Source organism: Comamonas sp. HJ-2 (assembly GCF_053615495.1).
Map to the genome: position 1 here is coordinate 283,950 of NZ_JBSIFD010000002.1, position 18,819 is coordinate 302,768.

General features: G+C 62.3%; 19 protein-coding genes. 14 read left to right on the plus strand and 5 right to left on the minus strand.

The annotated features are described in order from the left end of the window. Positions 1-3: 3 nt before the first annotated feature. A complete protein-coding gene (locus tag ACWGXF_RS02840; RefSeq protein WP_452101666.1) occupies positions 4-2,637 on the minus strand; it encodes a chemotaxis protein CheW in 2,634 nt (877 codons plus the stop codon). Between the two features lie 261 nt (positions 2,638-2,898). Here ACWGXF_RS02840 and groES point away from each other — a divergent pair, with 261 nt between their 5' ends. Both groES and groL read left to right on the plus strand, forming a co-directional pair. After that, positions 2,899-3,189, plus strand: coding sequence for a co-chaperone GroES (gene groES / locus ACWGXF_RS02845; RefSeq protein ID WP_003058782.1), 291 nt, complete (start codon positions 2,899-2,901; stop codon positions 3,187-3,189). Positions 3,190-3,282: 93 nt separating this feature from the next. Further along, positions 3,283-4,926: a chaperonin GroEL gene (gene groL, locus ACWGXF_RS02850; protein WP_003061955.1), complete on the plus strand. Its 1,644-nt coding sequence runs from the start codon at positions 3,283-3,285 to the stop codon at positions 4,924-4,926. A gap of 154 nt (positions 4,927-5,080) precedes the next feature. Here groL and ACWGXF_RS02855 read toward each other — a convergent pair whose 3' ends face one another. Then, a complete protein-coding gene (locus ACWGXF_RS02855) occupies positions 5,081-6,250 on the minus strand; it encodes a porin (RefSeq protein ID WP_256629758.1) in 1,170 nt (389 codons plus the stop codon). Between the two features lie 229 nt (positions 6,251-6,479). Further along, a complete protein-coding gene (locus ACWGXF_RS02860; protein ID WP_256629757.1) occupies positions 6,480-7,565 on the minus strand; it encodes a porin in 1,086 nt (361 codons plus the stop codon). Positions 7,566-7,895: 330 nt separating this feature from the next. Between ACWGXF_RS02860 and coq7 the strand changes: the two genes are divergently transcribed. Next, complete coding sequence (coq7, locus tag ACWGXF_RS02865) at positions 7,896-8,513, plus strand: 2-polyprenyl-3-methyl-6-methoxy-1,4-benzoquinone monooxygenase (protein WP_256629756.1); 618 nt, start codon at positions 7,896-7,898, stop codon at positions 8,511-8,513. 59 nt (positions 8,514-8,572) lie between these two features. Here the strand turns inward: coq7 and ACWGXF_RS02870 are convergent, their stop codons facing one another. Then, positions 8,573-9,025 (minus strand): OsmC family protein, encoded by a 453-nt coding sequence (locus ACWGXF_RS02870; protein ID WP_034348285.1) that lies wholly within the window; start codon positions 9,023-9,025, stop codon positions 8,573-8,575. Between the two features lie 383 nt (positions 9,026-9,408). On the opposite strand from ACWGXF_RS02870, the gene ilvA reads away from it, so the two are divergent. The 3 genes from ilvA to ACWGXF_RS02885 all read left to right on the plus strand — a co-directional run bounded on the left by ilvA (position 9,409) and on the right by ACWGXF_RS02885 (position 12,466). Next, positions 9,409-10,962 carry a threonine ammonia-lyase, biosynthetic gene (gene ilvA, locus ACWGXF_RS02875; RefSeq protein WP_019043008.1) on the plus strand — a complete coding sequence of 518 codons (1,554 nt, stop codon included), beginning with the start codon at positions 9,409-9,411 and terminating at the stop codon, positions 10,960-10,962. Between the two features lie 106 nt (positions 10,963-11,068). Beyond that, positions 11,069-11,896, plus strand: a complete 828-nt coding sequence (locus tag ACWGXF_RS02880) for an adenosylcobinamide-GDP ribazoletransferase (protein ID WP_256629755.1) — start codon at positions 11,069-11,071, stop codon at positions 11,894-11,896. A gap of 6 nt (positions 11,897-11,902) precedes the next feature. Beyond that, positions 11,903-12,466, plus strand: a complete 564-nt coding sequence (locus ACWGXF_RS02885; RefSeq protein WP_452101667.1) for a histidine phosphatase family protein — start codon at positions 11,903-11,905, stop codon at positions 12,464-12,466. On the opposite strand, the gene ACWGXF_RS02890 is transcribed toward ACWGXF_RS02885, so the two are convergent. Beyond that, complete coding sequence (locus tag ACWGXF_RS02890) at positions 12,459-12,929, minus strand: general secretion pathway protein C (protein WP_256629753.1); 471 nt, start codon at positions 12,927-12,929, stop codon at positions 12,459-12,461. The genes ACWGXF_RS02885 and ACWGXF_RS02890 overlap by 8 nt on opposite strands. A 70-nt stretch (positions 12,930-12,999) precedes the next feature. On the opposite strand from ACWGXF_RS02890, the gene gspG reads away from it, so the two are divergent. The 8 genes from gspG to gspN all read left to right on the plus strand — a co-directional run bounded on the left by gspG (position 13,000) and on the right by gspN (position 18,818). Then, on the plus strand, positions 13,000-13,428 hold the full coding sequence (gene gspG / locus ACWGXF_RS02895) for a type II secretion system major pseudopilin GspG (RefSeq protein WP_080554087.1): 429 nt from the start codon (positions 13,000-13,002) through the stop codon (positions 13,426-13,428). 173 nt (positions 13,429-13,601) lie between these two features. Further along, the gene (locus tag ACWGXF_RS02900; RefSeq protein ID WP_256629752.1) at positions 13,602-14,042 is read left to right on the plus strand and encodes a prepilin-type N-terminal cleavage/methylation domain-containing protein; all 441 of its coding nucleotides are present in this window, start codon (positions 13,602-13,604) and stop codon (positions 14,040-14,042) included. Continuing rightward, positions 14,039-14,404 (plus strand): type II secretion system minor pseudopilin GspI, encoded by a 366-nt coding sequence (gene gspI / locus ACWGXF_RS02905; RefSeq protein WP_256629751.1) that lies wholly within the window; start codon positions 14,039-14,041, stop codon positions 14,402-14,404. Before ACWGXF_RS02900 ends, gspI begins: the two co-directional genes overlap by 4 nt. Positions 14,405-14,407: 3 nt before the next feature. Further along, positions 14,408-15,100 (plus strand): PulJ/GspJ family protein, encoded by a 693-nt coding sequence (locus ACWGXF_RS02910; protein ID WP_080944425.1) that lies wholly within the window; start codon positions 14,408-14,410, stop codon positions 15,098-15,100. Positions 15,101-15,165: 65 nt separating this feature from the next. Continuing rightward, a complete protein-coding gene (gene gspK, locus ACWGXF_RS02915) occupies positions 15,166-16,167 on the plus strand; it encodes a type II secretion system minor pseudopilin GspK (protein WP_256631302.1) in 1,002 nt (333 codons plus the stop codon). 45 nt (positions 16,168-16,212) lie between these two features. Beyond that, the gene (gene gspL / locus ACWGXF_RS02920) at positions 16,213-17,439 is read left to right on the plus strand and encodes a type II secretion system protein GspL (protein ID WP_256629749.1); all 1,227 of its coding nucleotides are present in this window, start codon (positions 16,213-16,215) and stop codon (positions 17,437-17,439) included. Continuing rightward, positions 17,436-17,978 carry a type II secretion system protein GspM gene (gspM, locus tag ACWGXF_RS02925; protein WP_012837007.1) on the plus strand — a complete coding sequence of 181 codons (543 nt, stop codon included), beginning with the start codon at positions 17,436-17,438 and terminating at the stop codon, positions 17,976-17,978. Before gspL ends, gspM begins: the two co-directional genes overlap by 4 nt. A gap of 9 nt (positions 17,979-17,987) precedes the next feature. After that, positions 17,988-18,818 carry a type II secretion system protein N gene (gene gspN, locus ACWGXF_RS02930; RefSeq protein WP_256629748.1) on the plus strand — a complete coding sequence of 277 codons (831 nt, stop codon included), beginning with the start codon at positions 17,988-17,990 and terminating at the stop codon, positions 18,816-18,818. Position 18,819 lies beyond the last annotated feature (1 nt).

Sequence of the window (18,819 nt, forward strand, 5' to 3'; positions counted from 1 at the left end):
CGTTCAGCCGCCGGCACCCTGCTCCGCCGGCAGCGGTGCCTTGAGCATGCGCACCAGGGCCGTCACGTTCAGGCATTGGATGAGCAGATCTCCGTCATTGGCACGGATCAAGCGGTCCACAAGCTGATCTGCCGCACCCGCCATTGCAGGAGCCAGTCGCAACTGCCCGCTCTCGAAGCGCACCACGCCTTCGAGATCGCTGACCAGCACGCCCAGCTTGAGCCCCTGGTGCTCCAGCACGATCACCTGGCTTTGCGCCGTCCTGATGACAGGTTTGCCAAAGAGCAGGGCTCCCAGATCGAAGACCCATACATAGCCGGCCACGACTCCCTGGCTGCGCCGCGCCAGCGTTCCCACGCAATGCGGCAAGCGACCGGCCGAAACGGGAGCGATGGCCGAGGCGCTCTGGGCCTCGAGCACGCAGGCCGCATCAACGGCCAGCACGCTGCGCCCCACAAAAAAAGTCGCCATCTCCATGCCGGCTGCACTGCCCTGGCTGGCCGCCACCAGGCTTTGCACCCTGGTGTTGCGTCGAGAGACGGCCGCCAGCGCATCGTCCTGCACAGCACCAAACGCCTGCACGGACAAGGCCAGTACCTCTTCGCGATAGCCATCGCTGCGCTTGAACTCCCGGTAACCGCTGCCCGCCGTGATCGCCACCACACAATACTGGCCCTGATACACCATGGCACGGGCCATGCTCTGTCCAGGTGCCAGGGCCAGCATCTGTGGCGGCAGATCCAGCTGCATGCCCGGCTGCAGCTGCACATCCGAGGAGGACATGACCAGGCCCGAGCGGTTCAGGTAGGCCACCAACCTGCTGCCTGCACCTGCCGCCTGAGCGCCGGTCACGCCCTCGAGCATGGCCTTGAACTCACGCTGTGCATGGAACACCAGGCCGATTCCACCCAGCACCACGCCATCGGCATTGCGTATGGCCGCGTGATAGACATAGGTCGCGCCGTCATCCTCGTGCTGCACACAGGGGCGCCATGGCGAGACGTGATAGGCCTGGGTCCCGCCCAGCGCCAGAACCTGGTGCAGGCTGTCCATCTCTATATAAGTGCCCAGCAGCCCACGGACCTCGGCATCCGGGCGGCCTCGCTGGCTGACGGCCACGACCCTGCCGCGAACGTCATAGACCATGATTTGCTGGTAGACCGTATACAGGTCGTGAATGGCGGTGAGCAGCGCACAGGCCTCGCTCACCTGATCTGGGGCCATCTCGCCCAGGGCCTGCTCCTCGAGCAATTCGGACAGCTGCGGCGTCAAGGCCCACCAGCGGCAGTCGTTGGCACGCTCGTAGAGATTGCGATCGAGCAGATCCACCAGCAGACTGGTCAACAGGCTGTTGTCTCTCAGTGCGGTATTGAGCACCGTGCCGTAGAGCGCATCAATGGACTGGGAGAAGACCTCGTTGGTCCTTGCCCCGGTCTCGCCAATCTGCTCCAGCACGGCCTGCAGCCGCGTGTTGTCCATCTGCTTGCCTGCCGTCATGACGCGGCCGTTCCAGACCACACGGCGTATGGTGTCCGCTGCGCTGCGTATGGCGTGCAGAGGTGGACAGAAGCGACGTGCATGCGCCAGCAGGCCCTGGGCCACGGCCGCGTCCAGCCCACCCAGACCCGCTTGCGACTGAAGACCGAAGGCCAGCTCCAGCGGCGTCATGATCTGCGCCCGCCAGCCCTGGGGGCCCATATAGCCTTGATAGCCTCCCGATGCCGCCGATTGCACCAGATAGGTGCGCCCGCAGTGTACATACAGTGGATCCGCACCATCACGGTGAGCCTGCAGCTTCGCCCCCACACCAATCCAGTGCGGATCGCTGCTGGCCAGCACCAGTCCCTGATCATCGAGCAACAGGGCGATGCTGGTCTGAGCTTCGGGCGCACCGCTACCGTCTGTCCGGTCTCGGCCGCTCCAGATGCCTTGCATCTCGCCATCAAAGTCAAAACACAGGCACAGCACGCCAATAGGCTGGCGGTTGCCGGCGTGCAGCATGCGATGCGCATAGATCAGCGCGCTGCCGTGCCCCGACAGCAGGTCGGTGGCGCCGAAACTCTGCACAAAGCCCTGGCTTTGCAGAGCGCGGGCAATCAATGCATCCCGGCATGGCTGATCTGTGGCCTGACTCCTCTCGCGCGCACTCGCTCGCACCTGGCCTTCGGCATCCAGCAGCAGAATGTCCGCGTAGACCGTGTACTTGCTGCGGTAGGCACGCAGACGCTGGGTGATGGCCGCCTCATCGCCATCCGCTGCGGCCATGAACTGGCACAGCATGGCGTCGGTCGCCAGAAACCCCACGTCGGCCGTGCGCTCGTAGAGATTACGCACCAGGGTATCGATCAGATGCTGTGCCTGACTGGCCAGCCCCGCCGTCACCCCCGTCACAGCCTGCATCACCATGGACTGCACCAGGTCCTGCTCCAGACGCTCGAAGCCGCCGCGCGTGGCGGCCATCATGGGCAGCAAGGCCTGCGCTTCCTGTGGGCAGTTCATCTTGGCGGAGGACTCTATGAGCCGCCACATCAGATTCAGCTCCCTGAGCGAACTCTCGCAGCGCCCGACCTGGCGCATATGGGGAATGAAGACATCTGTCTGCAACAGGTCTTGGGCGCGCTGCGCCGGGGCAGTCATGGTTTCTGGAGGCATGTTTTGGCAGAGCAAAAGCCAGGCCTATTTGTAAAAACACGTTACACATGACTAAGAACAAACCCTGTTTCCTCGCAGATTTGTCCTGCAACCGACGGGGGAGAGGTCTTGAAAGCTCAGGAATTTGCCTTATTATTAGCACTCGATGGGGTTGAGTGCTAACAGCTTGACCCTAGATATTCCGAATGTCGGCCAGGATGGCTGGCAAGTCTTGTTTCAACTTTGTTGATGTATTTAGGAGTTGGTATGAACCTGCGTCCCCTGCACGATCGCGTGATCGTCAAGCGCCTCGAAAACGAAACCAAGACAGCCTCGGGCATCGTGCTCCCTGATGCTGCCACCGAGAAGCCTGACCAGGGCGAAGTGCTGGCTGTGGGTCCCGGCAAGCGCAATGACAAGGGCGAGCTGATCGCTCTGAACGTGAAGGTCGGCGACCGCGTTCTGTTCGGCAAGTACTCTGGCCAAACCGTGAAGATCCACGGCGACGAGCTGCTGGTCATGAAGGAAGACGACCTGTTCGCAGTCGTCGAGAAGTAATCCTTCCCGAACACATTCTCCTCTTCATGGCTGTCGGCGACTGATTGACAAGCGCTGGCAGCCCAATTGAACCTCATTCTTTAGGAGCCAAAAATGGCAGCAAAAGACGTAGTTTTCGGCGGTGAAGCACGTGCACGCATGGTTGAAGGCGTGAACATCCTGGCTAACGCAGTCAAGGTTACCCTGGGCCCCAAGGGTCGCAACGTGGTTCTGGAGCGCTCCTTCGGCGCCCCCACCGTGACCAAGGACGGCGTGTCCGTGGCCAAGGAAATCGAACTCAAGGACAAGCTGCAGAACATGGGCGCCCAGCTCGTGAAGGAAGTGGCCTCCAAGACCAACGACATCGCTGGTGACGGCACGACCACCGCTACCGTGCTGGCCCAAGCCATCGTGCGCGAAGGCTCCAAGTACGTGGCCGCCGGCCTGAACCCCATGGACCTGAAGCGCGGCATCGACAAGGCTGTCGCCGCCCTGGTGGAAGAGCTGAAGAAGCAATCCAAGGCCACCACCACCTCCAAGGAAATCGCTCAAGTGGGCACGATCTCCGCCAACTCCGACTCCGACGTGGGCGAAATCATCGCTCAGGCCATGGACAAGGTCGGCAAGGAAGGCGTGATCACTGTTGAAGAAGGCAAGAGCCTGGCCAACGAACTGGATGTCGTCGAAGGCATGCAATTCGACCGCGGCTACCTGTCGCCCTACTTCATCAACAACCCCGAAAAGCAAGCCGCGATTCTGGACAACCCCTTCGTGCTGCTGTTCGACAAGAAGATCAGCAACATCCGCGACCTGCTGCCCACGCTGGAAGCTGTGGCCAAGGCCGGCCGTCCCCTGCTGATCATTGCCGAAGACGTCGAAGGCGAAGCCCTGGCGACTCTGGTGGTGAACACCATCCGCGGCATCCTGAAGGTTGTGGCTGTGAAGGCTCCCGGCTTCGGCGACCGTCGCAAGGCCATGCTGGAAGACATCGCCATCCTGACTGGCGGCAAGGTCATCGCTGAAGAAGTGGGCCTGTCGCTGGACAAGGTGACTCTGGAAGATCTGGGCCAGGCTGCTCGCGTCGAAATCGGCAAGGAAAACACCACCATCATCGACGGTGCCGGCGCTGCTGACGAAATCGAAGCCCGCGTCAAGCAAATCCGCATCCAGATCGAAGAAGCCACTTCCGACTACGACCGTGAAAAGCTGCAAGAGCGCGTGGCCAAGCTGGCCGGCGGTGTTGCCGTGATCAAGGTTGGCGCTGCCACCGAAGTCGAAATGAAGGAAAAGAAGGCCCGCGTTGAAGACGCCCTGCACGCTACCCGCGCTGCTGTGGAAGAAGGCATCGTGGCCGGCGGTGGCGTGGCCCTGCTGCGCGCCAAGCAAGCCGTTGGCGCCCTGGCGACCGGCAATGCCGAACAAGACGCCGGCATCAAGCTGGTTCTGAAGGCCATCGAAGCCCCTCTGCGCGAAATCGTGGCCAACGCCGGTGGCGAACCCTCGGTGGTCGTGAACGCCGTGCTGAACGGTTCCGGCAACTACGGCTTCAACGCCGCCAACGACACCTACGGCGACATGCTGGAAATGGGTATCCTGGACCCCACCAAGGTGACTCGCACTGCCCTGCAGAACGCCGCTTCCGTGGCTTCCCTGCTGCTGACCACCGAGTGCATGATCGCCGAAGCCCCCAAGGCTGACGCAGCTCCTGCCATGCCCGATATGGGTGGTATGGGCGGCATGGGTGGCATGGGCATGTAATTGCTCTGCTGCTACCGGGTGGTCTGCACCATCCGGTTTTGCACAAAAGAAAAGACCGCATCTGCGGTCTTTTCTTTTTGCTTCAAGCTGCTCAACTCCGGGAACAAAAAAAGCCAGCCCGATATCGACTGGCTTTTACATCCAAAGATTCGCCTTAGAAGCGATGACGCAGACCGATGGTGATGCCGGTACGCTTTTTCGCGCCATTGGCATCGAGCATCACGCCCGCACCGCCTTTGGTCTTGGTGTGGTCCACCGCGAAATAGGCATCGGTACGCTTGGAGAAGGCATAGTCGGCCACGGCAACGATAAAGTCAGCCTTGCCATTGAAGGCGCCAGTCGCCGACCCCGATTGCTTGGCATGGTAGTAGTGCATGCCGGCATTGAGCTGCGGCGTGACCTGGTAGCCGAAGCCCACCTTGAACATCTCACGCTTGTTGGCAAAATTTCCAGGGGCATTGCCTGCGATAAAGCCACCATTGGACGAACCTGTCCAATATGCGTTGAGCAAGCCGGCATCAAAAGCAGCACCTGCGCCCGCAGCCGCCAGACTATCCTTGACCTTGTTCTGGCCATAACCAGCCATCAGATAAAGAGGTCCGGTGCGATAGGAGCCGCCCAATGTCCAGGCATCCACATCGGTGCCGGCCGGCAAGGTCGAACGCTGGAAAGCGCCACCCACAGAAATGCCGTCGGCAGAATAGCGCAGATAGCCGCCTGCGGTCTTCAATGCCAGACCGCCCGGAGTCATATCCACTCCAGCCCCTTTCTTCGCAAAGGTATTGCTCTCGTCAAACGAGTACTGCAAGCCCGCACGAACAGGGCCGAACTCGGCCACGTATTTCAGCATATTGTTTGCACGCGCGCCCAGAGACATGCCGATTTCAGGCTTGTAGGCATCCATATATGGGGAATATGGGAACGATGCGTAGGTAGAAGTCACCAGATCGAACAAGACGTTGTATTGGCGACCCATGGTCAGCTGACCGAAACTGGTGCTGCGCAAGCCTACCCAGGACTGGGCGAAATAAGGCTGTGCGGTGCTTGGAGTGCCGGAATCCGTCCAGAAACGATTTTCAAGATTGGCAATCGCCGACAGGCCGCCCCCCAGATCTTCCTTGATATTGATACCCCAGCGGCTTTCGGACATGCCGCCGCCAATCATTTTGGTCAGACCGCTTTTATTCGCTCCCTCATTATTCGTATGGCGAATTGCCGCATCCACAATGCCATATAGCTGAACGCTGCTTTGTGCATATGCCAGAGTTCCCATGGTTCCCAGCACAGCCAAGGCCAATGTTTTTTTCACAAATGAAGCTGCCATTGTGTTGCCTCTCTCTTAATTCAATTCGCAAACAGTTGGTGGAAAATTCATTCTAGAAATGCTTTCCTCAACCGCGCGAGCATTGGCACAAGCGCAACACAGGCCTTTCCCTCTGGGGGCAAACCTCTCAGCAATCACCCTTTAAGGTCTAACCCGGAAAAACAAAAAAGGCCTGTCTTTCGACAGGCCTTTGGCTTTTAAGCAGTTACTGGCTTACGCCAGCAATTGATTAGAAAGCGTGGCGGATACCAACTTGGATACCGTTGCTAGCCTTGCCGGGGGCAACAGTGTAGGACTGAGCACCACCCAGCTTGAATGTAGCGTCATCCTTGTTCTTCAGGAAGGAGTATGTGCCGTACAGAGCAGTACGCTTGGACAGGTTGTGCACATAACCCAGGCTCAGCTGGTGAGCCTTACCAGCCAGGTCGCCGCCGTTCTTGTACAGAGCGTACTGAGCCTTGACTTCACCCACGCCACCCACGGGAGCGGACACGCCCAGAGCGTAGCTGGTCAGCTTGGAGTTCACAGCAGCGCCCTTTTCCTTGACTTGCAGGAACAGGCCGTTGACCTTGGCCACGCCGAAGTCATAAGTAGCGCCCAGACCGTAGGAGTCCAGCTTGTCGCCTTGTGTGAAGGCAAGATTGGAACCAGTGTAGGAACCGTCAGTGGTAGAAGGATTGTTCTTGCGGTCAGCACCCAGAGTCACAGCCAGAGGGCCGTTGTTGTAAGCCACAAAACCGCCGAAGTAACGACCGTTTTGACCGTCGCCAGCCTTTTCACCAAAGGCGTAGTCCACGCCAGCAGTGAAGCCGGAGAAGTTAGGTGTCAGGTAAGTGATCTTGTTGTTTTGACGGATAGCGCCGTCTTGGCTGTAGCCCCAGCCGCGGAAGCCGCCAATACCGATCACGCTGAAGTTGGAGTGAGCGGACAGCTTGTTGTAGGCGACCACTTCGTCACGACCCAGACGCACTTCACCGAAGTTGCCCATCAGGCTCACGGTGGAACGGCGACCAAATTGGAAACCGGAACCACCCGACAGACCAGCACCGGAGCCATCGCCCACGTCAGTGCCGATAGCGCCTTCCAGCCAGAAACCGGCCTTCAGACCGCCACCCAGGTCTTCAACACCGCGCACGCCCAGACGGGAAGAAGCGTTGGAACCATTGTGCAGACCGTAGTTGGAAGTGCCACCGTTACCATTGCCCTTGACGTAGGAAACGCCGGTGTCAACCACACCAAACAGGGTCACGGAAGATTGAGCCATTGCGGCGCCGGAAGCGGCCAGCACTGCCAGGGCGATCAGAGATTTTTTCATTACGAGTTACTCCAAGGTTTAGAAGGGCGCCGGTTCTATGGGAGAGAGACTTGAGCCTCGAGCTCCACCGGTTTCCCGCGCCAACCTCCTGGTGGGGAAGTTGGGTCTATTGCACCAGACCACCGAGCCCAGCGCAAAGGAATTCACCCAAAACTGCTCGATTCGGCGCGTTTTCGTTGCACCACCGCAACAAACACCAAGCCGCACTAGCGGGCACACCCTTAAGGGTTTCGGCCTAGGATTGCCCCAGCGCAAGTTGCGGATGAGTCACTCTGGTGTACCTTATGTGCATTGACGCCAGACAGGCGCCGCACTGAGTTCTTTTTAGCCATGGACAAGTTTCTGACCGCTGCCGATGCAGCTCTTCGCACTCTGTTTGCCGACCCGGTGGCCGCAGAGCGCTCGCCTGCAGCAGGGATCGCCGAAGCCGATCTGAGCGATGAGCAGCGCAAGCTCTCCGCAGCCTTGATGCGCGTCAATCATGTGGGCGAGGTCTGCGCTCAGGCGCTGTACAACGCCCAGGCCATGGTGACCAAGGACATGAAGTTGCGCGAGCATCTACTGCATGCCGCTCGCGAGGAAATGGACCACCTAGCCTGGACCCGCGAGCGCCTGCATGCTCTGGGTGACAGGCCCTCCTTGCTGAACCCGCTGTGGTTTGCTGGCGCTTTTGCCATCGGTACGATTGCCGCCAAATTCAGCGATGCCGCCAGCCTGGGTTTTGTGGTCGAGACAGAAAATCAGGTTTCTGCCCACCTGGCAAGCCATCTGGGTCGCCTACCCGAGGAAGACCAGGCTTCGCGTGCCGTGGTCGAGCGCATGAAGGATGACGAAGAGCGTCATGCCGCAGCAGCGATCGACGAAGGTGCGATGCAGCTGCCCCCGATTGCCCAGGGGCTGATGCGTGTGGCGGCCAAAGTCATGACGTTTACGGCGCATCGCATCTGATTAGCGTCTGTTCAACAAAAACGGGCCGTTGAGGCCCGTTTTTCGATCGAACGTCCAGTTCAGGCTTCGACGATGTCGAAGCCCGTAGTGATTTCGGCCGTCTTGCCCAGCATGATGGTCGCCGAGCAGTATTTGTCGTGGCTCATGGCGATGGCACGCTCGACGGCACCGGCCGGCAGGCTCTTGCCGCTGACCGTGAACTGCATGTGAATCTTGGTGAACACCTTGGGGTCGGTCTCGGCGCGCTCGGAAGTCAGCTGCACGCTGCAGCCCTTCACATCGTGGCGACCGCGTTTGAGGATGAGCACCACGTCGTAGGCCGTGCAGCCGCCGGCGCCGGCCAGCAGCATCTCCATGGGGCGCGGAGCCTGATTGCGACCGCCGTTGGCCGGGTTCTTCTCGTCCGGCGCGCCATCCATATTGACCACATGGCCGCTGCCGGTCTCTGCCACAAAACCCATGCCCGAGCGCGTTCCGGTGGCCGCGCCTGTCCAACTAACCGTGCATTCCATTGTTTTTCCTCTCGAAACTGTTGCAATTTTGCATCAAATACATAAAAACCCGAATCTTTTGATGCACAGAAAACACAAGCCCCATACAATACAACCCAAGCGTTACCTGTGAGGTCAAACCCGCAGGCAGACTGCAGATTACTGGTTAACACCAATCTGTATCGCACCATTTGTCTCCTCCACCTCCTCTAATGGTGGATTCAGCCCCTAGCTCCTGAGCTAGGGGCTTTTTTTCGTGCCTGCTCATCGCGCTTCTCAGAGCAGCAGCATGCACCTCTTGAGCGAGTACTGCAGCGCAGCAAGCAAGCGCCTATCATGGTCGGCTTCCATGCACCCGGCAGGCTGATTACCCTGACTCTGGTGCTCTGCTTTCGATTTGCACCATGACTCAAGCCCTGACCCCTGCCGATTATCTGACTCGCATCCTCAATGCACGCGTCTATGACGTGGCCGTGGAGTCGGATCTGGACATTGCCAAGAACCTCAGCCGCCGCCTGCACAACAAAGTGCTTCTGAAGCGCGAGGACCAGCAGCCCGTGTTCAGCTTCAAGTTGCGCGGCGCCTATAACAAGATGGCCAATCTGACGGCCGAGCAGCTTCAAAAGGGCGTGATCTGCGCCAGCGCGGGCAACCATGCCCAGGGCACGGCGATGAGTGCCAAGAAGCTGGGCTGCCGCGCCGTGATCGTGATGCCCACCACCACCCCCCAGGTGAAGATCGATGCCGTGATCGCCCTGGGCGGTGAGGCGGTGCTGGCCGGAGAAAGTTACTCGGACGCCTACAAGCATGCCGTCAAGCTGCAAAAGTCCGAGGGGCTGACCTTTGTCCACCCCTTTGACGACCCCGATGTGATTGCCGGCCAGGGCACCATCGCCATGGAGTTGCTGCGCCAGCTGCAGAAGCTGGGCAGCCAGCGTCTGGATGCCATCTTCGTGCCCATCGGCGGCGGCGGTCTGATTGCCGGCATTGCCAACTACATCAAGGCCGTGCGCCCCGAGGTGAAGGTGATCGGCGTGCACACCAAGGACTCGAACGCCATGATGCAGTCCGTGCAGGCGGGCGAGCGCGTGGAGCTGGCCGATGTGGGTCTGTTCGCCGATGGCACGGCCGTGAAGCTGGTGGGGGCGGAAACCTTCCGTGTCACCCAGGGCCTGGTGGATGACTATGTAACCGTGGACACCGATGCCGTCTGCGCCGCCATCAAGGACATCTTCACCGACACCCGCTCCATCGTCGAGCCCTCGGGCGCCCTGGGCGTGGCGGCCATCAAGCAGTATGTGGCCAGGCACAAGACCAAGGGCGAAACCTACGCTGCCATACTGAGCGGCGCCAATATGAACTTCGACCGCTTGCGCTTCGTAGCCGAGCGCGCCGAAGTCGGCGAGGAGCGAGAAGCCCTGTTCGCTGTCACCATCCCCGAGGAGCGCGGCAGCTTCAAGCATTTTTGCGAGGTGGTGGGCAAGCTGCCCGGCGGCCCGCGCAACGTGACCGAGTTCAACTACCGCATCAGCCACGACAGCAAGGCCCATGTGTTTGTGGGCCTGACCACGCCGACCCGAGGCGAGTCCGAGAAGATCTGCAAGAACTTCCAGAAGAACGGCTTCGAGGCGCTGGATCTGACCTTCGACGAGATGGCCAAGGAGCATCTGCGCCATATGGTGGGCGGACACTCGCCGCTGGCACAGGACGAGCGCCTGCTGCGCTTTGTCTTCCCCGAGCGTCCCGGCGCGCTGTTCAAGTTCCTGAGCCTGATGGCACCGACCTGGAATATCTCGCTGTTCCACTACCGCAACCAGGGCGCCGACTACGGCCGCATTCTGGTCGGCATGCAGGTGCCTGCCAAGGACCACAAGAAGTTCGACAGCTTCCTCAAGAACCTCGGCTATCCCTGGGTGGAGGAAACCGGTAATCCTGCCTACCAATTGTTCTTGAAGTAATAAAAATAGGAGCTGCTATCACGCTTCCTGTATTGATTTCAGATAAAAAAGACTCTGAAACATAGGAATACCAAGCTAAGTAAGCTCCTTTTTTATTCGCAACACCATGCAAGCCCTGCGCCACTATCTGCTGGCCGTCCAGTTCTTCAGCCGCATCCCCGTGGCTGGACGTCTGGCGGCCTGGGTGGGCTGGAGCCCCGAGATGCAGCGTGCCAGCGCCGCGCATCTGCCCGGCGTGGGCTGGCTGGTGGGCCTGTGGGCCGCGTTGCTGCTTGCAGCCCTGCTCTGGCTGCTGCCGGCAAGCCCCTGGTCGCCACTGGCGGCGGCCCTCATCAGCACCGCCGGCACGCTCTGGCTGACCGGCGGTTTCCACGAGGACGGCCTGGCCGACGTCGCCGACGGGCTGGGCGGCCTGGTCCCACCCGAGCGCGCGCTGGAGATCATGAAGGATTCGCGCATCGGTGCCTATGGCGTGATGGCGCTGCTCATGGCCCTGCTCACCAAGGTCGTGCTGATCGCCCTGCTGCTGTCCGTCATGCAGCCCTTCTGGGGACCGGTGCCGGTGCTCATCCTCGTGTGCTGCATTCATGTGCTGTCGCGCTTTGCGCCGCTGGTGCTGATGCGCAGCCTGCCCCACGTCGGCCTGGCCGCGAGCAGCAAGACCCTGCATATCGCAGGCAAGCAACTGGGCTGGCAAGGGCTGCTGACCGGCGGCCTCTGGTGCCTGCCGGCACTGGGCCTGCTGGGCTGGCTCGGCGTCTGGAGCTTTGTGCCCAGCCTGCTGGCGGCCATGCTGCTCACCACCTGGCTGATGCGGCTCTGGCTGAGCAAGCGCCTTGGCGGCATGACGGGCGACTGTCTGGGCGCCTGCCAGCAGCTCAATGAACTGGCGCTGCTGCTGGCCAGCTGCATCTATCTGCGCCAGCTGCTCTAAACGGCCATGAAGACCTTATGGCTGGTGCGCCACGCACGTCCCTTGATCGATACCGAGCGCTGTTACGGCCGCCTCGATATCGCCGCCGATGCAGAGGCCAACCGGCAAGCCGCCCAGGCCTTGCAGCAATCTTTGCGGCCCCTGCATGGCAGGCTGCAGATCCGGCATTCGCCGCTGCAAAGATGCAGGCAGCTGGCACTCTACCTTCAGACGCTGGAGCCGGATTTCGTCTCCACTCCCGACGGCCGCTTGCTGGAGATGGATTTCGGCCACTGGGAAGGCCTGCGCTGGAACGACATCGGCGAAGCCGCCATCGGCGCCTGGGCGCACGATCTGGCGCTGCACGCGCCCGGCGACGGCGAATCCCTGGCACAAATGCTGCAGCGCGTGAATGAGGCGCTGCAGGACGCGCTCAGCAGCAACAGCGAGCATATGGTGTGGATCTGCCACGCAGGCGTGGCGCGCTGCGCGCAGTGGCTGCCGCAGCATGGCCGCCGGCTGCCGCAAAGCCATGAGTGGACCTTGCCGGCGCCCGCCTATGGACAGTGTCTGCGGCTCGAACTCAGTTGAAGCTGGCCATGGGCGGACTGGGCAATTGCAGCACCGTGCTGGTCGGCCCGTTGGCAGGACCCAGTCGCGCTTCGCGCGCCGCCAGCGATTGCAAAATCACGCCCTCCTCCACGGCCTCGCCCACACGCACGGCCTTGCTGCCCTTGCCTTCCACGGCAATCACGGCGGCACCGCCTCCTGTTTCGTGCCCTGCCAGCACCCCGAGCAGCGCATAGCGGCTGGCCACCGGTGCGGCCACGGCGGCGACAGGCGCTGCGACCGCCCCCAAAGCCTTGGCCATGGCCTGGGCATTGGCCTGTACCGGCTGAGCAGGTACAACCGAGGGTAACTGCTCACTGGCACTGCCGACGAACCGGAGTGTCCAGAACACCACCACCGCAGCGGCCATCGCCCACAGCAGCAGGGTCGTGAGTTTGACCGGCATGGAAAGGCCCTGACCGGTATTGAAAGATTGCAGTCGCATTCGACGATTATGATGGCGCAATACTGCATTTTTCCTACAGTTTCCAATGAGCACCAACTGCCGTCATCCGATGTCTGCTATTCGCCACGCCGCATCACGCGGCTTTACCCTGATCGAATTGATGGTGGTGCTGGTCATCATTGGCGTGCTGGCAGCGCTTATCGTGCCCAATGTGCTGGACCGCGCCGACGATGCCCGCGTGACCGCAGCCAAGACCGATATCGCCAATATCAACCAGGCGCTCAAGCTCTACCGCCTCGACAACCAGCGCTATCCAACGGCCGAACAGGGCCTGCAGGCGCTGGTGGTCAAACCCACCACCGGCCCCGCTCCGCAGAACTGGAAGCCCTACCTGGAAAAGCTGCCCAATGACCCCTGGGGCAATCCTTATCAATACCTGAACCCAGGCGTGAAGGGCCCCATTGACATCATGTCCCTGGGCGCTGACGGCAAGGCCGGCGGCGAAGGCAAGGATGCGGATATTGGCTCCTGGCAATGAGCGTTAAGGAGGCCCCCACAAGAGCATCGACCTCACGCTCCCTCACTGCGTGTGGTCGCTGCCCCCAAGGGGCCCTGACCGGCTAAAGCCGAGTTTCGCCTTGGGGCTGCCCGGCGGCGAAACGTCCTCCGTCTAACCTGCTTCACATCAGCAATTCGGCCGCTCACTCCTTCATGGCTCAACTCAAACACGCCGGATTTACCTTGCTGGAGTTGCTGGTGGTGATTTCCATCATGGCACTGGCGACGGCGGGTGTGAGCCTGGCCATACGCGACAGCGGAGAGCAACAGCTTGAACGCGAAGCCCAGCGCCTGGCCACGCTGCTGGAGTCGGCACGCGCCCAGGCCCGCACCAACGGCACGCTGGTGGTCTGGCGCCCGCTGCCGCAGGGCTTCCGGTTTGAAGGCCTGCCACCCAACGTCAAGATGCCCACTCAATGGCTGCAGACTCCTGTGCTGGTGCAGCCCAATACACCCGTGGTGCTGGGGCCGGAGCCGCTGATTCCAAGACAGAGCATTACCTTGTCGCTGCCCGGCAGCAACTCGGCACCACTGCGGCTGGCCACCGACGGGCTGCGCCCGTTCAGTATTCAAAGCCTGCAGGTGACGCCATGAAGCCCGTCCTGCTGCAGCGCGGATTCACGCTGATCGAGGTACTGGTCGCGGTCGGCATTGTCGGCGTCACCCTGCTGGCTGGACTTCAGGCCAGCAGCGCCCTGACGCGCAACGCCCAACGCCAGTCCGACGTCATCCTGGCCCAGCTCTGCGCGCAGAACGAACTGGTGCGACTGCGCCTGTTCAATCAGATGCCTGCCGTCGGCGACACCAGCATCCAGTGCCAGCAGGCCGGCAGACAGATGCAGGTACAGCTCAGCGTGCGCCCCACGCCCAATCCCAGTTTCAGGCGCGTGGATGCCCAGGTGTTTTCCGAGGCTGCTGCGGTGCTGCGCGTCTCCACCATCGTCGGTCGCTACTGAATCATGAGCAGCATGCGCAACAGAAACCAAGGTTTCACGCTGATCGAGCTGCTGGTCGCCCTGGCCGCCATGGCCCTGCTGGCCATCATGAGCTGGCGCGGCATCGACGGCATGCTGAGGGCTCAGGAAGTGACACGCGAGCAAGGTGAGCAACACGCCGTCATGCAGACCGTGCTGGCCCAGTGGAATGCCGACCTCAACGCGCTGATGCCGCTGCAGGGCCGCCAGGTGCTGGACTGGGACGGCCAGGTGCTGCGCCTGACGCGCAAGACCAGTGCAGCCGTCGACAACGGGGCGCTCATCGTGGCCTGGAGCCGCCGCAATGTCGATGGCCGCTTCCAATGGGTGCGCTGGCAATCGCTGCCCGCGCGCACGGTCAGCGAATGGAACGATGCCTGGAACCAGGCGGCCCAATGGGGCCGCAATCCTTCCAGCGACCAGATGCGCCGCGAGACCGTGCTGATCCCGCTTGATCTGTGGCGCGTCTACTACTACCGCAGCAACGCCTGGACCAATCCGCAGTCCAGCGATCAGGGCAGCGATGACGGCAGCAGCGTCGGCAGCGACGGCAACCCCGTGCTGCCCGTCGTGCCCGACGGCATACGCATAGAACTGACACTGCCCCCAGGCCGCGCGCTCAATGGAGTGATGACGGTGGACTGGGTCAACCCGCTGCGCTCGAACTCCAGATCATGAAATCCCCCCTGAGCCGCTTCGCGCCTTCCCCCCAGGGGGACAACGCCATCGCTACGGGACGGCCCATGCTCGGGGTTTCCGGCTTGGGGCGTGCCAGTTTCAGACACGCGCGCCAGCGCGGTGCAGCACTGCTGGCAGCCATGCTGACGGTGGTGCTGGTTGCCACCCTGGCCTCGGCCGCGCTCTGGCAGCAATGGCGCGATGTGGAAATCGAGACCGCCGAACGCAATCGCGTGCAGGCCAACTGGTTGCTGCTGGGTGCGCTGGACTGGTCGCGCGTGGTGCTGCAGGAGGACTCGCGCGCCAACCGCAGCAACCCGGTCGATCATCTGGGCGAGCCCTGGGCGGTGCCGCTGAAGGAGGCTCGCCTGTCCACATTTCTGGCAGCCAAGAACAATGTCAGCCAGGTCGATGACGGTCTTGCCGACATGCAGGACGCTTTTCTCTCGGGCGAGATCGTGGATCTGCAGTCGCGCCTGAATCTGCGCAATCTGCTCAGCGGGGCCGATTCGAGCGTGAAGGAGGAGAACCTCAAGCCTTTTCTGCGCCTGTTCGAGCGCCTGGGTCTGCCCGGAAGCTCCGTCATGCAGATCGCCACGGCCTTGCAGCAAGCCCTGCGCGGCAAGAGCCTGGCTGCGCCGCTGATGCCGCGCACCGTCGGGCAACTGGGCTGGCTGGGCGTCGATCCGCGCATCATCGCGCGCATCGAGCCCTATGTCTCGCTGTTGCCCGAGCGCACCATGGTCAATCTCAATACGGCCAGCGCCGAGGTCATCTGGGCCAGCACCGAGGACCTGGACTGGGCCCGCGCCAACCAGCTGGTGCAGTTGCGCGACGCCTCGCCTTTCAAGTCCCTGAATGCAGCGGCTGCGGCCATAGGCCTGAGCGGCGTCTTCAACAGTGCCATGCACTCCGTGACCACCAGCTATTTCGAAGCCCGCGGTCGCCTGCGCCTCGGGGACAACGTCTTGAGCCAGCGTTCACTGATTCAGCGCAAGGACATGAGCGTGACTACCCTGTGGCAGGAGCATGCCGACTGGGGTATGCCCGCGGTTGCCAGACCCTGACACCCTGATGTCACACTGCCCCCATAGAATGCTGCATCTTCCCTCATGAGCACATTGCTAATACAGCTGTCGGCGAAGCACGCCAACTCCGCCACGGAATATCTCTACGTCCTCAGCGACGATGGCCAAAGCATTCAGCGCAGCGGCCAGGCTGCGGCGTCCCTGCTGCCGGCCACGGGCCGCACGGCCCAGATCACCGCCGTCATCCCCGCAGCTCAGTTGTCCTGGCATGCCGTCACCCTGCCTTTGGGGCTGAATGTGCAAAGCCGGCGCCAGCAGCGTCTGCGCGCCGTGCTTGAGGGTTTGCTGGAAGAAAAGCTGCTCGATGAGCCGTCCGCCATGCACCTGGCACTGGACGCTGGCTCGGCGGCGGGTCAGACCTGCTGGGTGGCTGCCTGCGACAAGGGCTGGCTGCAATCCCATCTGCAGGCCCTGGAGCAGCATGGTCATGCCGCCAGCCGCCTGGTGCCCGAACAATGGCCCAGCAGCAAGGCCCAGCTGCTTCTGTCAGGCGACAGCACCCTGCCCCAGCTGAGTGCCACCGGACTGGATGCACAGACCTGCCTCGTCGTCCTGCCCCTGCATGCCGATGGCGGCCTGTTGCAGCCACTGCTGGCTCGCCTGCCCGAGGATCTGCCGGTGCTGGCCGAACCCCATCTGGCACACAGCGCGGAGACACTGCAGCGCCCGGTCAGCATCTTCACCGCCGCCCAGCGGCTGCTGCAAAGCCATGGCTACGCCGGCGACCTGGCCCAGTTCGATCTGGACCTGGGCGGCAGCACCCGCGCCAAGCGCCGCCTGCTCGATGCCTGGCATGGTTTCGCCAAGGCCCCGCAATGGCGTGCTGCGCGCTGGGCAGCAGGCATTGCCGTCGTCGCCCAGCTGGCCGGACTCAACGCCTGGGCCTTCAGGGAAAACCGTGCCATCGAACTGCGCCAGCAGCAGGCCAAGCAGGTACTTCAGACCACCTTCCCTCACGTGCCCGTCGTCATCGATGCTCCGGTACAGATGCAACGCGAACTGGATCTGCTGCGCAGCAACTCCGGCGCACTGTCCGCCAGCGACCTTGAAGCCCTGCTGGCCGCTAGCGCCGGCATTCAGGGCGTGCAGAATGCCAAGAGCCTGCAATACCAGGACAAGCAGCTGCGTATCTCGGGTCTGGACCTGAATCCCGAAGCACTGGGCGACGCACAGCAAAGCCTGCAGGCCAATGGCTATATGCTGCAACGCGAAGGAGCAGATCTGGTGCTCAGTGCAAAGGCTAGGCCATGAAGCAGAAAAACGCCTTGAAAACCGCATTGGCTCCGCTGCGCCAGCGCTGGAGTGCCCTGGCCCAGCGCGAACAGAATCTGTTGCTGATCGCCGCCAGCGTCGTGTTGCTGGCCCTGCTCTGGTGGGTGGCGCTGGCACCGGCACTGCACAGCCTGCGCACGGCCCCCGCACGCCATGCGGCAGCGGAGCGCGAGCTGCAGAACATGCTGCAGATGCAGGCCCAGGCCGAGCTGCTGCGCCAGCAGCCGCAGGGCAATAGCGCCGATGCGCGCACGCAGCTGGAGCAGTCGCTCAAGACCGAACTCGGCAACAGCGCACAGTTGCAGTGGCTGGGCAACCGTGCCCAGGTCAGCCTGAGCAATGCCGCCGCCCCCGCCCTGGCCCGCTGGCTGGCACAGGTGCGTGATAACAGCCATGCCTCGGTGGCCGAGATGAAGCTCAACCGCAATCTCGGAGAAAGCGTCGACGGCGCTGCCGTTACACGCTGGAGCGGCAATCTGCTGCTCGATTTGCCCGACAACGCGGGCGGGCAGAACTGAGCCCAGGCCATGAAACTGTCCCGATCACGCCCCGCCAGCCAAGCCCTGCGCAGACAGCGCGATGCGGGCGATCCGCGTTCGCCGCGCCGCTGGGCAGTGGGCGGTGCCTTGCTGGGTGCTCTGCTGACGGTGCTGGTCCAGGCTCCGGCGGCCTGGCTGGCCGCAGGCGTGCAATCGATCACAGCCGACCAGGTACAGCTGCAGGAGCCGCGCGGCACGCTCTGGCGCGGCTCGGCCAGGCTGGTGCTCACAGGCGGCAAGGACAGCCAGGACCAGAGCAGCCTGCCCACGCGCCTGAACTGGACACTGCGACCCGGCCTGAGCGGCGCCAGCATCAGCCTGCAAAGCGATTGCTGCACCAGCACCCCGATGCTGGCGCAGTTGCAGCCGGGCTGGAACGCCATGACGGTGCGCTTCAAGGACAGCGTGCTGCAACTGCCCGCCGACATGCTGGCCGGCCTGGGCACGCCCTGGAACACCGTGGCCCTGCAGGGCCAGTTGCGCCTGTCCACCGTCGGGCTGACGCTGCAGTATCGCGCCGGTCGTGCCAACAGCCAGGGCCTGACGCGGCTCGAAGCCCTGGCCGTATCGTCCAGGCTGTCGTCGCTCAAGCCCCTGGGCAGCTACCGCCTCGATATACAGGGCGGAGACAATGCCCAGCTGAATCTGACCACGCTGGGCGGCGACCTGCAGCTCAGCGGCCAGGGGCAATGGGTGGGCTCGCGCCTGCATTTCAGGGGCGAAGCCTCTGCCAGCCCCGAGCGCGAAGCCGCTCTGTCGAATTTGCTCAATATCTTGGGGCGCCGCCAGGGTGCGCGCTCCATCATCACCTTTGGTTGAC

Excerpts from the sequence above, each read along its gene's own strand:
- ACWGXF_RS02840 (WP_452101666.1), bottom strand. The coding sequence starts at position 2,637 with ATGACTGCCCCGGCGCAGCGCGCCCAAGACCTGTTGCAGACAGATGTC.
- groES (WP_003058782.1), top strand. The coding sequence starts at position 2,899 with ATGAACCTGCGTCCCCTGCACGATCGCGTGATCGTCAAGCGCCTCGAA.
- groL (WP_003061955.1), top strand. The coding sequence starts at position 3,283 with ATGGCAGCAAAAGACGTAGTTTTCGGCGGTGAAGCACGTGCACGCATG.
- ACWGXF_RS02855 (WP_256629758.1), bottom strand. The coding sequence starts at position 6,250 with ATGGCAGCTTCATTTGTGAAAAAAACATTGGCCTTGGCTGTGCTGGGA.
- ACWGXF_RS02860 (WP_256629757.1), bottom strand. The coding sequence starts at position 7,565 with ATGAAAAAATCTCTGATCGCCCTGGCAGTGCTGGCCGCTTCCGGCGCC.
- coq7 (WP_256629756.1), top strand. The coding sequence starts at position 7,896 with ATGGACAAGTTTCTGACCGCTGCCGATGCAGCTCTTCGCACTCTGTTT.
- ACWGXF_RS02870 (WP_034348285.1), bottom strand. The coding sequence starts at position 9,025 with ATGGAATGCACGGTTAGTTGGACAGGCGCGGCCACCGGAACGCGCTCG.
- ilvA (WP_019043008.1), top strand. The coding sequence starts at position 9,409 with ATGACTCAAGCCCTGACCCCTGCCGATTATCTGACTCGCATCCTCAAT.
- ACWGXF_RS02880 (WP_256629755.1), top strand. The coding sequence starts at position 11,069 with ATGCAAGCCCTGCGCCACTATCTGCTGGCCGTCCAGTTCTTCAGCCGC.
- ACWGXF_RS02885 (WP_452101667.1), top strand. The coding sequence starts at position 11,903 with ATGAAGACCTTATGGCTGGTGCGCCACGCACGTCCCTTGATCGATACC.
- ACWGXF_RS02890 (WP_256629753.1), bottom strand. The coding sequence starts at position 12,929 with ATGCGACTGCAATCTTTCAATACCGGTCAGGGCCTTTCCATGCCGGTC.
- gspG (WP_080554087.1), top strand. The coding sequence starts at position 13,000 with ATGTCTGCTATTCGCCACGCCGCATCACGCGGCTTTACCCTGATCGAA.
- ACWGXF_RS02900 (WP_256629752.1), top strand. The coding sequence starts at position 13,602 with ATGGCTCAACTCAAACACGCCGGATTTACCTTGCTGGAGTTGCTGGTG.
- gspI (WP_256629751.1), top strand. The coding sequence starts at position 14,039 with ATGAAGCCCGTCCTGCTGCAGCGCGGATTCACGCTGATCGAGGTACTG.
- ACWGXF_RS02910 (WP_080944425.1), top strand. The coding sequence starts at position 14,408 with ATGAGCAGCATGCGCAACAGAAACCAAGGTTTCACGCTGATCGAGCTG.
- gspK (WP_256631302.1), top strand. The coding sequence starts at position 15,166 with ATGCTCGGGGTTTCCGGCTTGGGGCGTGCCAGTTTCAGACACGCGCGC.
- gspL (WP_256629749.1), top strand. The coding sequence starts at position 16,213 with ATGAGCACATTGCTAATACAGCTGTCGGCGAAGCACGCCAACTCCGCC.
- gspM (WP_012837007.1), top strand. The coding sequence starts at position 17,436 with ATGAAGCAGAAAAACGCCTTGAAAACCGCATTGGCTCCGCTGCGCCAG.
- gspN (WP_256629748.1), top strand. The coding sequence starts at position 17,988 with ATGAAACTGTCCCGATCACGCCCCGCCAGCCAAGCCCTGCGCAGACAG.